11 protein-coding genes and 1 riboswitch are annotated in these 16,044 nt (G+C 38.8%); of the genes, 4 read left to right on the top strand and 7 right to left on the bottom strand.

Annotated features, from left to right (window positions below; all coding sequences use genetic code 11):
- Positions 1-621: 621 nt before the first annotated feature.
- Entirely contained in the window at positions 622-3,336 is a 2,715-nt protein-coding gene (locus IC621_RS24795) for a peptidase S8 (RefSeq protein WP_191162541.1), read from the top strand.
- Between the two features lie 235 nt (positions 3,337-3,571).
- Here IC621_RS24795 and IC621_RS24790 read toward each other — a convergent pair whose 3' ends face one another.
- The 4 genes from IC621_RS24790 to IC621_RS24775 form a co-directional block, all read right to left on the bottom strand.
- Entirely contained in the window at positions 3,572-4,450 is an 879-nt protein-coding gene (locus IC621_RS24790; RefSeq protein ID WP_191162539.1) for a polysaccharide deacetylase family protein, read from the bottom strand.
- A 256-nt stretch (positions 4,451-4,706) separates the two neighbouring features.
- Entirely contained in the window at positions 4,707-5,579 is an 873-nt protein-coding gene (locus IC621_RS24785) for a hypothetical protein (RefSeq protein WP_191162537.1), read from the bottom strand.
- 93 nt (positions 5,580-5,672) lie between these two features.
- Complete coding sequence (locus tag IC621_RS24780; RefSeq protein WP_191162548.1) at positions 5,673-6,713, bottom strand: ribonucleotide-diphosphate reductase subunit beta; 1,041 nt, start codon at positions 6,711-6,713, stop codon at positions 5,673-5,675.
- A gap of 17 nt (positions 6,714-6,730) precedes the next feature.
- Positions 6,731-9,001 (bottom strand): ribonucleoside-diphosphate reductase subunit alpha, encoded by a 2,271-nt coding sequence (locus IC621_RS24775; protein WP_191162546.1) that lies wholly within the window; start codon positions 8,999-9,001, stop codon positions 6,731-6,733.
- A 123-nt stretch (positions 9,002-9,124) separates the two neighbouring features.
- A riboswitch (cobalamin riboswitch) is annotated at positions 9,125-9,305 on the bottom strand.
- A gap of 182 nt (positions 9,306-9,487) precedes the next feature.
- On the opposite strand from IC621_RS24775, the gene dat reads away from it, so the two are divergent.
- Positions 9,488-10,345, top strand: a complete 858-nt coding sequence (dat, locus tag IC621_RS24770; protein WP_191162534.1) for a D-amino-acid transaminase — start codon at positions 9,488-9,490, stop codon at positions 10,343-10,345.
- Between the two features lie 196 nt (positions 10,346-10,541).
- On the opposite strand, the gene IC621_RS24765 is transcribed toward dat, so the two are convergent.
- Positions 10,542-11,042: a DinB family protein gene (locus IC621_RS24765; protein ID WP_191162532.1), complete on the bottom strand. Its 501-nt coding sequence runs from the start codon at positions 11,040-11,042 to the stop codon at positions 10,542-10,544.
- 147 nt (positions 11,043-11,189) lie between these two features.
- On the opposite strand from IC621_RS24765, the gene IC621_RS24760 reads away from it, so the two are divergent.
- The gene (locus tag IC621_RS24760; protein ID WP_191162530.1) at positions 11,190-11,339 is read left to right on the top strand and encodes a WCX domain-containing protein; all 150 of its coding nucleotides are present in this window, start codon (positions 11,190-11,192) and stop codon (positions 11,337-11,339) included.
- A 159-nt stretch (positions 11,340-11,498) separates the two neighbouring features.
- Here IC621_RS24760 and nhaC read toward each other — a convergent pair whose 3' ends face one another.
- Both nhaC and IC621_RS24750 read right to left on the bottom strand, forming a co-directional pair.
- Positions 11,499-12,896 (bottom strand): Na+/H+ antiporter NhaC, encoded by a 1,398-nt coding sequence (nhaC, locus tag IC621_RS24755; protein WP_191162528.1) that lies wholly within the window; start codon positions 12,894-12,896, stop codon positions 11,499-11,501.
- A gap of 242 nt (positions 12,897-13,138) precedes the next feature.
- A complete protein-coding gene (locus IC621_RS24750) occupies positions 13,139-13,648 on the bottom strand; it encodes a universal stress protein (protein WP_191162525.1) in 510 nt (169 codons plus the stop codon).
- Between the two features lie 344 nt (positions 13,649-13,992).
- Between IC621_RS24750 and IC621_RS24745 the strand changes: the two genes are divergently transcribed.
- Positions 13,993-16,044 carry a transglycosylase domain-containing protein gene (locus IC621_RS24745; protein WP_224752801.1) on the top strand — a complete coding sequence of 684 codons (2,052 nt, stop codon included), beginning with the start codon at positions 13,993-13,995 and terminating at the stop codon, positions 16,042-16,044.

Raw genomic sequence — 16,044 nt, 5'->3', positions numbered from 1 at the left:
GTGCTATTAGATAAATAAGAGAAATTTCTCCGCTTATTTATCAAACTCGCTTTAGCGGTTAATTAACTTGTACAACTTAAAAAAGTGAAAATTTAATAAAGGCTTAGAGATATTTGCATCTCTAAGCCCCTTTTTTATTGTGTTGTAAAATTTATGAGTTTTGCTATGTGATTAGGTTTGTGATTTGCCGTTTTGCACCTTACAAGTAAACCCGTTATATGTTAACAGACGGTGTTTTGTGTGATTATAAGGGCAGAATTAAACATCTTTATTGTAACTGATCAAAAAGGTTTGCCAAAACCTAAGGGACCTCAAAATGAAAAAGATTCTCAAAAAAGCTGCTCCTTATTTTTCGGTGCCTTAAGTAGTGTCGGGGCAAAAAACTATGATTCGTCTGTGTCATTTTTTGACTATCTTATTTGGTAGAAATGTCCTGATTCCTTTAAACATTTTACTTGTAAGTGATATGACGTTTTCATTATGAATCAAAAAAAGGGAAATTTTTCTACCATAGAAACACCTAGTTTATGCCTGTTTAAATTAGTACCATTTACAGTTTATTACTTAAGGTAAATCATGGTAACCTGCAAGAGATTCAAAATTTTTGCAGGAGGTTATCAAATGAGAAACAAAAAAATCAGCTCGCTTTTGACAAGGATCCTCGTATGCATGCTTATATTCAGTCTGTTTGTTCCTAATACTGCAGGCATGGCTAGTGAAACGTCTATTGGAAAAGAGCTTGGAGAAGCAACAAGCCTAACAAAAGGAAAAGAACAGAATGGAGTTCTAGAACAACCGGAGCAAGCTCATTGGTACAAAATTGCTCCAAAGCAGGAGGAAATATTAAATGATTCTCACATGAATTTAAAAGTTAAAAGTGATAATCTCCTTACTATTTCTGTTTATTCCAGCAAGGAAAAGGCCGAAAAAGGCGAAACATTTGATCAATTCAGAGCCGATACTGCGGGGAAAGAGGAAACTTTGGTAAGAATTCCCCATGCCTGGGATGGCCCCTATTATATAAAAGTACAATACCTGGGTGAAGTACCTCCTGAAGAGACATTGACAAATGGAGCTGACTCCAATAACTCCCAGACGAAACCAAAGAAAGCGGAATATACCGTCAGCTATGAAGGAATCAAGATCCAGCCTTCTGATATGAATGCAAATGAACAGGCGCCATCTTGCCCTGTGGAAGTCAGTATGGATGACCAAAAGGCGGGGAAAGAAATTTTGTCTCAGCTGAGAACGATCAGAGATCAATTGCTCAATAAAACGGAAGAGGGCAAAAAGCTATCTGATCTCTATTACAAAACAGCCCCTTTTCTTGTTTCCAAACTGATTGTAAGCAAGGAAGATAGAAATTCGGTATATAAAAATCTTGTCACTTTAAAGCCTCTATTTGAAGATGTGGCTGAAAATGGGACTAGCAGCTCCCATACCATCAGTGAAAAAGAACAACAAGCGATTAACAATTTGTACGATGTGACTATTAAATCTGTCCCGGGGTTTATCAAAGATGAAGTGGAGAAACTGGATGAAAAAGTTGGACTAAGAAACCTTGAGGGGAAATCAGCAGGTGATTTGTTAACCAAGCATAAACTTTCTCCACTAAATACCAGTCAATCTAGTAAAGTAATTTTTAAATTGAAAGATGGAAAAAGCTTGAATTCGGTACAAAAGGAATATGGCATTTTATCAAATGGCCTGTCCATTGTAGAAGAGAGCGACGAGCTATTTGATGATATGTACTCCATTGAAGTTCCTGGTGAGAAAGGATCTGATGGCACCTTTAAAGTTAATGAAGCACAAGTAAGGAGCACAGTAGACCTGCTAGCCGAAATGCCGGAAGTGGAATTTGCTGAGCCGGTCAAGAAATATCGCAAGCTATCAAACGATATTCAATATCCATATCAGTGGCCGTTGAACAATAAGTCACAGGATGGCGGCACAACTGGTGCAGATATAAAATATGAGCCTATGAAAAACTTGCTAGATAATAGAAAACTGGATCATACGCTGATTGCTGTTGTGGATACAGGCGTAGACAGTACCCTGGCTGACCTGAAAGACAATGTCAGGACTGATTTAGGTAGGAATTTTGTCGCTCGTAATAACAATGCGATGGATGATCAGGGACACGGTACCCATGTTGCGGGAATTATTGCAGCAGAAAATGATAATGGCTACTCCATGACAGGCCTGAATCCAAATGCTCAAATCATTCCTGTTAAAGTTTTGGATTCAACAGGAGCTGGAGACACCGAACAGATTGCTCTTGGGATCAAACATGCGGTCGACAAGGGGGCAAAAGTGATTAATTTAAGCCTTGGAGGACAATACAGCCGTGTGATTGAATATGCTTTGAAGTATGCAGCATCCAAGAACGTAACAGTGGCTGCTGCAAGTGGGAATGATGGGGCAGCCGAGCTTGGATATCCCGCCTCTTCCCGTTATGTGATTTCGGTCGGAGCGAGCAACAAACTTGATGTAGTTGCCGAGTTTTCCAATTATGGGAAAGGACTTGATATCGTGGCACCCGGTTCGGATATTCCTAGTTTGCTCCCTGATGGAAATGTAACATACATGAGCGGAACTTCAATGGCTGCTCCTTATGTGTCTGCTGCGGCAGGTATATTGATTTCCCAGGATCCAAACTTGAAACCTAAAGAAGTGGAAAAAGTTCTTGGTGAAACAGCGGACGACATTTCTTTTGAAAGTGTAGACGGCGGGCAGGAAGAACCAGTGGATGAAAACGGGGAGCCAATCTCTGATCCGAAAATTCCAGGCATTGACTGGCTTTCTGGAAATGGACGCCTAAACGCATTCCATGCTGCGAGTGCTCTTGATTTGAATGTATCGGTAAATAAAGTTTACGATAATCAGAATACGGTAACCGGTACCGCCAAAGAAGGAACTAAAGTCCAAGTGAAGAGCGGAGACAAACTATTGGGCAGGGCAACGGCTGGAACAAATGGAAAATTTACTGTCAAAATACCAGTTCAAAAGAAAAACCAAGTAATCCATGTGAAGGGATCCAATGGTCCGGCTCAAACCTCAGTTAAAACGGTTGTAAAAGAGGGACTCCCTCTAGCAGAGCCCGAAGTCAATCCTGTCACCATTCACGATGCGGCTGTCACAGGAAAAGCAATTTCCAATTCTGTCGTAAGCGTAAAAAATAAATCCGGAAAGGTTTTAGCTACTGCTAAAGCAGACAGCAAGGGAACATTTTCAATTAAGATTCCGAAACAAAAAGCGGGAACTGTCCTTTACGTAACAGCAACCGATTCTACCGGGAAAGAAAGCAAACAAGTGAAAGTTGTAGTAGAAAACTAAAAAAAAACGGTTTTTTTCTTGAACCATGCAAATCAGCTTGTTGACAAACGCTAAGTTTCTTTGAAATTTAAGCTTGTCAACAAGCTTTTTATATATAGGAAGAAACACGGCTGAAAATAAGCATCAATCACTCAATATCTGAGAAAGTTGACAAAGGTGCAAAAGTGAATTTTTTATGTCTTGGACGCAATCCAGCCCAATGATTGAGTTTGCCTGGAAGCATCCAAATAGTTTTTCAATGCAAATGAACAGGCTCCATCCCGTCTTGAATTTTACCAAATTTGTAGCCTTGGTCTTTTAATAAAGTAATGAGTAGATTAAGAGATTGAACGGTTTCAGCCCGGTCATGCATTAAAATGACAATCGGCTGCTCGGGAAAATCCTTTTCTGTGGTTTTTACTTGTTCTAATACTTCATCCACATACTGACTATTTCTGTATCTCCAATCAAAACTGTCTACATTCCAATCCCAATAAGTGAACCCTGAGTATGTTAGAGCTTGTGCTTGTGAATCTGATAGATTAGGTTTACTGCCAAAAGGGGTTCTGACCAAACTTGAACGAATTCCTGTTATCTTTTCTAAAGTTTGGTTCGCTACATTCATTTCATTGATAACTGATGTCGTAGAGGCATAAAACTTTTTCTGATCATGACTTACGCCATGGAGGCCCAACGTATGACCCTTCGTATGTAATTTTTCTACAGTATCCTCATACTTTCTCATATTTGGTTCGAGCATAAAGAAGGTCGCTTGGATCTGATGTCTATCCAAAATTTCGATAGCCTTTTCCGTACTGGGTGTGGGTCCATCGTCAAATGTTAGATAAACAGTTTTTTCATTCTTCAAATTTTTTTTGAACTGTTCCTTTTGTTGCTCTTCTTTCAATTCATTCTCGCGAAGCGTGACAACATTATCTCGTGGAAGAGTTTTGCTGGCATTCTTTGTTTCTCTTATTTCCCCATTATTATCAATAGAATAGGTAGTCTGGGAAACTCCTAAAATTTTGGAATAATCCAATATCCATAAAAGCGCAAAGCATAAAGACAAGAGGCCGAATATTTTTACAGCCAGGTACAAAATTGAAGGGGCGCTTTTTCTCTCTTTAACACTCATAAAAAATCTCTCCAATTATTATTTTCACGAACAAGCTCAGAGCTCCTTGAAGGACCTTTGGAAATACAAGATTTGGCTCACGAAAATGCTGTCCCTGCCTTTTGGGAAGGAACGGCTTGGGGCAGGCGTTGTAACTCGACATAAGTCGCAATAATCTCCTAATTTTTTTAAAAAGTTACGTTACAAGTGTAACGTATTTCCAATTGGTAAATGTGACAAATAGTTAACAATTTATTTAAAACCGGCATAAAATTTTTTAGTCAGAAACACTATTGGATGAAGAGCGAAGGAATAGTTCTTTTCTGAAGCTGGAGAATTCGAAGATTACGCTTAAAATCAAGGTTTCGCTCATAGAACATGAAAGATCGCTCATAGAACATCCGATATCGCGCATAGGCTGCGGGAGTTCGCTCAAAGAAAAGAGATCGCGCATAGAATCAGAGCATTCGCTCATAGAACAGGAAAGATCGCTCATAGAAGGTCCGATGTCGCGCATAGGACATGGGAGTTCGCTCAAAGAAAAGAGATCGCGCATAGAATCAGAGCATTCGCTCATAGAACAGGAAAGTTCGCTCATAGAAGGTCCGATGTCGCGCATAGAACATGGGAGTTCGCTCAAAGAAAAGAGATCGCGCATAGAATCATACCATTCGCTCATAGAACAGGAAAGATCGCTCATAGAAGATCCGATTTCGCGCATAAGCTGCGGGAGTTCGATCAAAGAAAAGAGATCGCGCATAGAATCTGAGTATTCGCTCATAGAACATGAAAGATCGCTCATAGAACATCCGATGTCGCGCATAGAACATGGGAGTTCGCTCAAAGAAAAGAGATCGCGCATAGAATCAGTGCATTCGCTCATAGAACATGAAAGATCGCTCATAGAAGATCCGATTTCGCGCATAAGCTGCGGGAGTTCGATCAAAGAAAAGAGATCGCGCATAGAATCTGAGTATTCGCTCATAGAACATGAAAGATCGCTCATAGAACATCCGATGTCGCGCATAGAACATGGGAGTTCGCTCAAAGAAAAGAGATCGCGCATAGAATCAGTGCATTCGCTCATAGAACATGAAAGATCGCTCATAGAAGACATGATTTGGCGCATAGGAAGTGGAAGTTCACTCATAGGTCGTAGAAGTTCACCGATAATTCAGTAGAGTCTCGAATAAACGAGTATAATCAAAAAAACGCTCGAGAAAAATCGAGCGTCTTTCGATTATTACAAATCATCAAACCCATTATCAACATGATTCACTTTCGTGTACTGTCTTGATTTTTGTTCGAAGAAGTCGGATTTTCCCAGGTCGACTTCTTCATAGGCTTTAATCCATTTGAGCGGGTTTGTCCGATATCCTTCAAATGGGCGTTCAAAGCCGAGCTGGTTAGCGCGGACATTTGCGTAGAATTTAATATAGTCTTCAACATCCTGCATATTTAGGCCGTCAATATGATCACCGATAATGGACCTGCCCCATTCGATTTCAAGCTTGGTTGCTTCTGTAAATGTTTCCTGAACAAAAGAGGCAAGCTCCTGTGTATTGTATTCTGGGTTTTCTGCAAGAATTTCTTTAAAGATTTTCACAAACAAATCTACATGGATTTGTTCATCACGGTTAATATAGTTAATCATTGTGCTTGTTGCAACCATTTTTTGGTTGCGGGCGAGATTGTAAAAGAAAGCAAAACCGGAATAAAAGAATAAGCCTTCTAGAATAACATCATAAACAATCGATTTTAATAAATTTTCTACATTCGGTTCCTTCGCAAAATCTTTATACCCATTTGTTACAAAGTCATTTCTTTTCCGTAAAGTCGGCTCGCTTCGCCAATATTCAAATACTTCTTCTTGTACATGCTTCGGAACCAGGCTTGAAAGCACATAGGAATAGGAATGATTATGGATAACTTCTTGCTGGGCAAGCATAATCATTAGTGCATTTAAGCTGGAATCCGTTAAATAATCGGCTACTTTTCCTGCATAATCGGTTTGAATACTGTCAAGTAACGCAAGCAAACCAATGATCTTTAAAAATGCTTCCCTTTCATGTTCTTCAAGCTCAGGAAACTGCTTCATATCCTGGGACATATTGATTTCAAACGGTGTCCAGAAGTTAGACAGCATTTTTTTATATTTAGGATAGGCCCATGAATAAGCAACATCATCCCAGTTTAAAATATTTGAGCTTCTTCCGTTTATAATAGCGGTAGAGCGGTTTGGTGCTTCGTGATCCATGATCACCCGTTTATTTAAAGTTGGCATATTCATTCATTCACTCCTTAGCTTGCGCAAGAGTCACAATCTTCAATTAAGCTTGAAGTCGAGCGGACATAGTATGTCGTTTTCAAGTCAGACTTCCATGCAGATAAATGCAGGTTTAATAAATCCTTTGCTTTTATTGAGTTTTGTACATAGAAATTAAATGAAATCGACTGGTCGATATGGCGTTGTCTTGCCTTGTTTTGTTCAATGCTCCAGATTTGGTCAATAAAATAAGCAGACTTATAATACCAAGTTGTTTCACTGTTGAGATCTGGCGCTGTTACAGGAATTTTGAAATCCTTTTTTTCTTCTGAGTACACTTTTTGGAAAATAGGATCAATGCTTGCCGTGCTTCCTGCAATAATAGATGTTGATGCATTTGGGGCGACGGCCATTAAGTACCCATTGCGGACCCCATGCTCAGCAACTTCCGTTTTTAACTCATCCCAATTTAAATCACTGCTTGAAGATTGATAGTTTCTCTTTTCAAAATAATGGCCTGTTTGCCAATCAGACCCTTCAAACTGGGCATAAGCACCCTTTTCTTTTGCTAATTCATGGCTTGCAGAAATTGTTAAATAAGCGATCTTCTCATAAAGAGCATCAGTGAATTCTACCGCTTCCTTGCTTTCCCATTTGATGCCTTTTAGAGCAAGAAGATGGTGAAAACCAAAGGTACCGAGCCCTATTGACCGATATTTCGCATTTGTTAGTTTAGCCTGCAGGACAGGGATGTCATTTAGATCAATAACGTTATCAAGCATACGGACTTGAATAGGAATGAGTCTTTCTAAAACATCACTTGTCACAGCTCTAGCAAGGTTGATAGAAGACAAATTGCAAACAACAAAATCACCAGGTGTTTTTACTGTTATAATCTTTCCATCCTCTGTATACTGCTCCTCAACAGTTGTAGCACTTTGATTTTGCGTGATCTCTGTACAAAGATTGCTGCAATAAACCATACCTTGATGAATATTAGTATTTTTCCGGTTCACTTCATCACGGTAAAACATATAAGGTGTGCCTGATTCCAATTGACTAATCATGATCCGCTTCATAATATCAATTGCAGGTACTTTTTCCTTGGAAAGGTGGGGATGGTTCACACACTCCCAATATTTTTGACGGAAGCTCCCGTGTCCTTTTTCTTCATCATAGTAATCTTCTAAACTGTAACCCATCAATTTTCGTACCTCATGCGGGTCGAATAGATACCAGTCAGCACGGGCTTCTACCTGTTCCATAAATAAATCAGGCAAGCAAACGCCAGTAAACAAATCATGAGTCCGCAGCCGCTCATCACCGTTATTTAATTTTGCATCGAGAAAAGAGAAGATATCCTTATGCCATACATCAAGGTAGACAGCGATTGCTCCTTTCCGCTGGCCTAGCTGGTCAACGCTGACTGCTGTATTGTTCAACTGTTTCATCCATGGAATCACACCTGAGGATACCCCCTTAAACCCTTTAATATCACTGCCTCGGCTTCTGATTTTTCCTAAATAAGTCCCGATGCCGCCGCCGGATTTAGACAGGTTGGCAATATCTGTGTTGCTATCATAGATCCCTTGCAGGCTATCATCCACGGTATCAATAAAACAGCTTGATAATTGGCCGTAAGATTTTCCTGCGTTTGTTAAAGTAGGGGTGGCCACAGTCATATACAGATTGCTTAACGCCCAGTAAGCTTCTTTTACAAGCTTGGTCCGTTTTTCTTTCTCTTCATGATTCATTAAGGTCATGGCGATAATCATGAATCGTTCTTGCGGAAGTTCATAAATCTTCTTCTTGTAATCTTTTGATAAATAACGGTCAGCTAAAGTTCTTAGTCCGATATAAGTAAAGAGCTTGTCTTTAGAAGGATCAATGAATGTTTCAAATAAATCAATTTCCTCTTTAGAATATCCATCAAGGATCTCGCTTGAATAAATGCCTTCCTGCTGAAGGTGTGTTAATAATTGATAAAAGGAACCGTATTTTTTGTCTTGATAGTTTCGATTTTTGGAGGCGTCATGATAAAGATTTTCTAAATAAATGCTCGCGCAAAAATACGTCCAATCCGGCTCTAATTCTGAAATGTTTGCAAGTCCTTCCAAAATAAGAAGGTTGATAATTTTTTCAGTTGTATTCGCATTTGGCTGTTTTTGAATAGATTCTACCATTTTAGTTTTATATGCAAGGGTGTCAAGCTGCGGGTAGTTTTTTGCAATTTCATCAATAAATGGTCCAACATTTTCTTTTGTTAATTCATTTTGGATGATTGTTTCTCTATTTTTTGTTAACATAGAAATCGCCCCTTCAAAAAAATAAAAAATCCACTCAAGAAATGAGCGGATCAAACGATAATAAAAGTACTTAATAAGCTCTTTTACCATCGTTTCATCTCCTCAATCCCCGAAGAATTTGAAACTTTTATTAAGTGAAAGGCAGGTCTCCTGACTTGTGCTTCATTCTACTGTGAGTCCTTCCCATACATAAGATGTGTACAGTGGCTGTCTCAGTTCGTCACACTTACAGTTGCGGGGGCAGTTCTGGTTTTCCACCAAATTCCCATTTAAGCCTTAAAGGCACCGACACTTATGGTATATCAATATATAGTATGTTTATAGTTTATATAATACAACATATAGTATTTTATGTATAGCTAAATGATAAAGGACAAGCGCTGAAAATTCAACTATTACTTTTCATTTGTCGAAAAAATTATGGTCAATTTCTTGCTCAACTTGTGTCATAATGAGGGAAAGAAAATTCAAAAGGAGGAGAACTGCTTGAAAATTTTATACGAGGATCAATTGGTTGACAGAGATCATGTGAAGATTGATCTTGAAGATCGCGGTTATCAATTTGGAGATGGCGTTTACGAGGTCATTCGAGTCTATAATGGACAGTTTTTTACTTTAAGGGAACATTTAGAGCGTTTTGAAAGAAGTGCAAACGAATTAAAAATGGAGCTATCTTATAGTGTCGAAAAATTGGAATCATTATTAAAAGATTTAGTCCTGAAAAATGATGTTGAGGATGGAGGGATTTATCTTCAGCTCACAAGAGGAATATCGCCGCGGCAGCACAATTTCCCAGTGGGAACAAAAACAATGTTGACAGCTTATCCACTTCCAAGCAGACGGCCTGAAAAGGAGCAGTTACATGGAGTAAAAGTAAAATTAGTCGAAGATGTAAGATGGCTTCGCTGTGATATAAAAAGCTTGAATTTATTGGGGAATGTCATGGCAAAGCAAGAGGCGAAAGAAAATGGAGCATTTGAAGCTCTCCTGCACCGGAATGGAACGATTACAGAGGGGTCTTCTACTAATTTTTATTTAGTTAAAGATGGTGTTATCTACACTCATCCTGCAACAAATTTGATTTTAAATGGAATCACAAGACTTAAATTAATGGAAATCATAAAAGAAGGCTCATTTAAATTAGAGGAAAAATCTGTAACACTTGAAGATCTAAAGAATGCGGACGAGGCATTTATTACATCCACAACAATTGAGGTTGTGCCAGTTGTAGAAGCAGACAATACGATGATTGGCAATGGAGAGCCAGGTCCTATTACTCGTAAATTACAATCTCTTTTTCTTGGAAAAATTGAATCAGAAAAAAGCAAAGTAGGAACGCCTTGAACATCCTTCCGAAAAGGCAGTCTTTGTCTTTTTGGCAGGATTGGCTTGTGACCAAAGAAACGCCAAGCCTCTGAAGCAAAGAAAAAAAGAAGGCAGTACCAAAGTAAAGCCCCGTTAAATGAAGAGCTGTTTTTTCTTAAGAAGATAAGCCACCAGCCTGAATATGACGGATATGTTATAAATAAAATTTCTCTGTTTATTTAGAATATAGGTAAAGTCCAAAATCTTGCATAACAGAGGTGTGACCCATTTGCCTCAGCATGGTGGCTATATTGCCACGGTGATAGGATCCGTGTGTGACTACGTGTAGAACCGATTCAGAAAGAGAAGTTTCGAGCAACCCAGCATATGGATTATCAACCACAAGTAACTTTTCAACACCCACTTGCTTGAAAAGGGATTTATATCTCTCGGATAAGTTTAAAAATAGGGTTTCCATTTTCTCAAGACTTTTTGTTTCAACTTGTTCCCTTAATTGATCAGCAGACACCATAGCTTCATTCATGCTTTTACCTGATATAATATCAAACCATCCTAAATCAACAAGGTAAATGTGAGACAGCACCTTTGATACTGAAGAAAAACCACTCAGAATTTCCTTATGATAAATGTCATGAGGAAGTTCTTTTAACCGATTAATTAGTACTTCATTTGCCCATACATGGTAATCGTACATTTTTAATGTGGGATGCTTCATTCTAAATTTCCTCCTTCTTCTCATATGGATTAATTGATACCTACATGATAAAACAACTTACCTGACAATTCTTGTCAGGTAAGTTCATGTATTTATCCCTGATTTATAAATTCTTTTCTAATGAATGCCCATTAGGAGAAGCAAACCGTGTGGGCAGGAAAAATTCCTGCGGGAGAACTGCCCTTCCTATCAAGACAATTATTTGCCTTTGGACCGGTATTAAAGGTGATTAAACCGGTGGAATTGCAAGAAATGGTAAAAAGAAGAGCTGGTGTACTGTTAGGTTTATATGAATAAAACAAAGAAGACGTAATCCATCCATCCATCAATCTTCTTGTAATTTCAAGCCGATAGCGCCTGGAGCCAGACACAAAACTTAGTAAAGAAAATGATCCTTTTCAATAATAAAAGCGTCTACTTATGAAAGGTGACATAAGATAGACGCTCTTGATCATTTTAATAAGAAAGAGTGCTGTTTTCGTCCAGAGATTTTTTCCTAACTAAAAATCCTAATAGAATCGTAAATAGCGGTGATAAATATAGGAAAAATGCAAATGGTAAATATTCAATCACATCAACTCCAAGAGTCTTAGCAAAAAAGGCGCCGCTCACGCCCCATGGAATGAGTGGGTTAATCAATGTTCCGGCATCCTCAAGTGTCCGGGAAAGGTCCTCGAGCTTCACCTGAAATATTTCATAAGCCTCTTTCAAGGATTGTCCTGGAATCAAAATAGACAAGTATTGTTCACCTGTAAGCAGATTCACTCCAATCGATGAAAGGGCTGTAGTTAAGACGAGCTGCCCTTTTGACCGAATTCCATTTATGAAGCCTTCGAGTAATCTTTGAATAACTCCAAGCTTGTCAAGGAGTCCTCCGAGTGCAAAAGCAATCATAATCAAGGAAATGGACCACATCATCGATTGCAGCCCGCCGCGGTTTAACATGCTGGCGGCTTGCTCATTTGCTAAGTCAAAGGAAGTCCCCGACTGTAAAATTGTTAAAAACGAGCTTATTTGCGCACCGTCCTGTAAAATAGCAGTTGTCACATAAGCCGTTAAAATACCAGTGACTAAGGCTGGGATAACAGGAATCCTCATAATGGCCATCGCAATGACAAGAATCGGAGAAAGGAAGGTCCAGCCGCTTATTGTTAGCTCGCTTTCGATGACATTAGTTATTTCTGTTATATTTTTGGCCGAAGTCTCGCTGATTTGCAAAGAGCTTCCAAGATACCAAAAAATACCTGCTGTGATTAGAAAGCTTGGAACGGTAGTACCTGTCATATGTTTAATATGAGAAAAGATATTGACCCGGACTACACCGGAAGCAAAATTAGTTGTATCTGACATTGGAGACATTTTATCACCAAAGCAAGCACCGCAAATAATGGCACCGGCAGCCCAAGTTAAAGGTACATTTGCTGCAATGGCCACACCCATTAATGCCACGCCGATTGTACTAATCGTTGTAAATGAACTTCCAACAAGTGTGGAAATAATCGTACAGCTAAAAAGAGCTGTTATTAATAAATATTCTGGCTTTATAAGTTTTAGTGAAGCCGCAATGACAGTCGGTATAGTACCGCTGTACATCCAAGCAGCAATCAGCATTCCGATTAGCGCGAGAATAATGATGGGCTGAACACCCTTCTGAATACCTGTAACAATTCCGTTTTCCAAATCCCCCCACTTAAACCCCTTGAATCTGCCATATAAAGCAGCAGTGATGACCGCAAGAAACAAGGGAAGGTGGGGCTCCACTTTTAAATAAAACAAGCTTATAAAAATAATGGTTAATATTGATATCAATATAATTAAAGAATCTAAAAAGGATAACCTTTTGCTGTTAGACATTTTGTTAAATCTCCTTCAATACTTAAACGCTTTTGTGTACAAAAGTATTCTAACATATCAATACCATTTGTCAATCATGCTTTCACTCCATTCACTTTTAATCGAATTGTTTATTCTAGAATGTTCAACTGTGGTAGTTTTAATGATAATTAGAGGCTTTTAGATTAATAGTTCAAAAAAATTGCACTGATCTTATTGAGGTTTTAACAATAAAAAAGTGAAGAGCTGGGAAAAGCTCTCCACTATTTGGCGATTAATACAGGTATTGGTGTTTGATGTGATACCTTTTCGCTAACGCTTCCAAATAATAGCTTCTTTAGTCCGGAGATGTCCCGGCTGCCCATTACAATTAAATCAACATTTTCTTCAGAAGCGAAGCTGGTGATCTCATCAACAGGATCTCCATCTAATATTTTTATGTTTGCTGTTGAATTGTTCTCTTCCAATATCATTCTAGCTTCTGCTACAATTTCTTCAGCACCATCCTCATAAACAACAGGCTTTCTTTCTTCATCAAAGCTTGTTTGGCTGGCCATAGGAGGCGGATAATTTTGTAAGCCGCCAGCCGTATATCCTGCCCTAGGCATGTATTGAAGGCTTTCATCGGTTGCATCAACAACTTTGCGTTTAAATACATGCGCTACAGTTATAACAGCGTTAAGCTGTTTGCTTAGGTTAATTGCTAATTTTAATGCTTCTTTACTATCCTCTTTTCCGTCAAAGGCAACCAGTAAATGAGAAAAGCGTTTCATTTGAAATCATCCTTTCTTTAGGCTCTTTTCTAGAATATTTTTACAATTAACATATTGAAGACCTTTGAGATAAGGCAAGCGGTGAATCGCTGATTGCTTATAAGTCTCACCTCATAGTAAAAACTTTATAGTAATATCTGGAAGTGATAGACTTTGTCACATGCTGCAATAAAGGCAGTGAATATAACTTTTATTTATCTATACCCTTTTTCAGAAATTTAAACCTTTTTCTTTCCCCCAAAAAGAAATAGTGCTTCACGTATTATCTAGGACTACTTGATTAAGCTCTGTAAAAAAAGGGTAAGTACGAATGAGTAAAGCTTACTCTGATGCTGGGGGTTAATATGGAAGAGACAACTAGATCTGAACGGAAAGAGAAAATTTTAACAAAGGGAATTTTAATTAAAATCGTAATTCTCTTTTTTGGTTTTGGAGCTTTGTTTTTTATTGTTCACAATTCACTCATTGCTTCGCAGAATATTGGAAAATTAGAAAAAATAAGCGCTAATCCAACAACGATTTATGACCAAAATAATGAATTAGCGAGCAGAATCGGTTCCGGTCATACTGAATCGGTCAATGTTAAAGATGTGCCGCAGCACTTTATTGACGCCCTCGTAGCGACTGAGGATCAAAAATTTTACGAGCATAATGGGATAGATTATTTTGGCATTACCAGAGCCGCTGTAAATAATGTTTTGGCTGGCGGAATTGTTGAGGGAGGAAGTACTTTAACCCAACAGCTTGCCAAAAACTCTTTATTGACGCAAGATCAAACGTATTTACGAAAGTTCAAAGAATACTTTATTTCGCAAAAAATTGAACGTGAATATTCAAAAGAAGAAATTTTAGAAATGTATCTTAACAACGTATATTTTGGAGAAGGGGCCTGGGGGCTTAAGAAAGCAGCGAAGGTTTACTTTGCTAAAGATGTACAGGGGCTTTCAGTAAATGAATCAGCGATCCTTGTCGGGCTAATTAAAGCACCTACTCATTATTCTCCGATCAAACATTATGAGAAATCTCTTGAACGCCGTAATGTTGTATTATCATTGATGAATAAACAAGGGCTTCTATCAAAGAGTGACCTGGTGGAGATCAAGAAGGAAAAGGTCACTCTGGAAAAAGAGGAGCTTGATCCTTATAAAGGAAGATATCCGTCTTATGTGGATTATATTATGGAAGAAGCGATTGAGCGGTATGGATTGACTCAAAATGAAATTCTAACAAGAGGTTTAAAAATTTATACCAGCCTTGATCAGGACATGCAGGGAGCGGCAGAAACTGTTTTTAAGAGAGATGAACTTTTCCCTGAAGGTGGGGCTAAGCAGCAAGTTGAAGGCGGCGGTATTCTGATGGATCCCAAAACTGGAGGAATAAGAGCTCTTGTTGGAGGCCGAGGAGATCACTCCTTCAGGGAGTTTAATCATGCCACACAGCTTTCCAGACAGCCAGGCTCTACTATGAAGCCTCTTGCTGCTTATACACCTGCACTTGAAAAAGGTTTTGAAATGAACACTCCATTAAAAGATGAGCCAATAGATTTTAATGGGTATAAACCGAAAAATTTTGATGGATCCTTTCATGGCACGGTTTCCATGTATGAAGCGTTTATAAATTCGTATAACATTCCTGCAGTTTGGACTTTAAATGAAATTGGTATAAGCGCAGGGATAGACGCTGTGGAGCGGTTTGATTTGCCTATAACAGAAAATGATAGAAACCTAGGCTTGGCTCTAGGCGGATTTGACAAAGGAATTGCTCCAATTGATCTTGCAGAGGCATACACAACATTCCCGAATGAGGGAAAGAAGTCTGAAGCACATGCAATCGAAAAGATTGTGGACAAAGATGGCAATGTGATAGGAGAATGGGAAGGCAAGCAAAAAGAGGTAACATCAAAAGAGGTTGCAAACAAAATCACTTATATGATGATGGGAGTAGTCAATGAAGGAACCGGTAAAAAAGCTAAACTTGATGGTGGTTGGGACCTCGCAGCCAAAACAGGTTCAACTCAGCACCCTGACCCTGCGGTTGATGGAGTAAAGGATCAATGGGTCGTCGGTTTTACGCCAAATGTAGTGGGAGCACTTTGGCTTGGGTATGATCAAACAGACAAGGAACACTACTTGAATACTTCGAGTGGAGCAACAGCCGTTCCAATTTATAAGGAGGTTATGCAAGCTGCTCTAGAAGGGAAAGAACCACAACGCTTTTACCTTCCCGCGATGAGAAAGCCATTAAGTTCAAATGCCATAACTTACGATAATGAGGAAGAAAATTGGGATTATGCGAAAGAAAGACAAAGAGACATGAAAAAAGAAAGAGATAAATGGCTAGAAAAAAGAAAAGATAAACAGAAGGAGAAAGGTAAGGGAAAAGAGAGGGAAGATTAA

This window comes from Metabacillus arenae, assembly GCF_014773385.1.
In the GTDB taxonomy this organism is placed as follows: Bacteria; Bacillota; Bacilli; order Bacillales; family Bacillaceae; genus Metabacillus_D; species Metabacillus_D arenae.
This window is presented reverse-complemented; position numbering and strand designations above follow the sequence as displayed.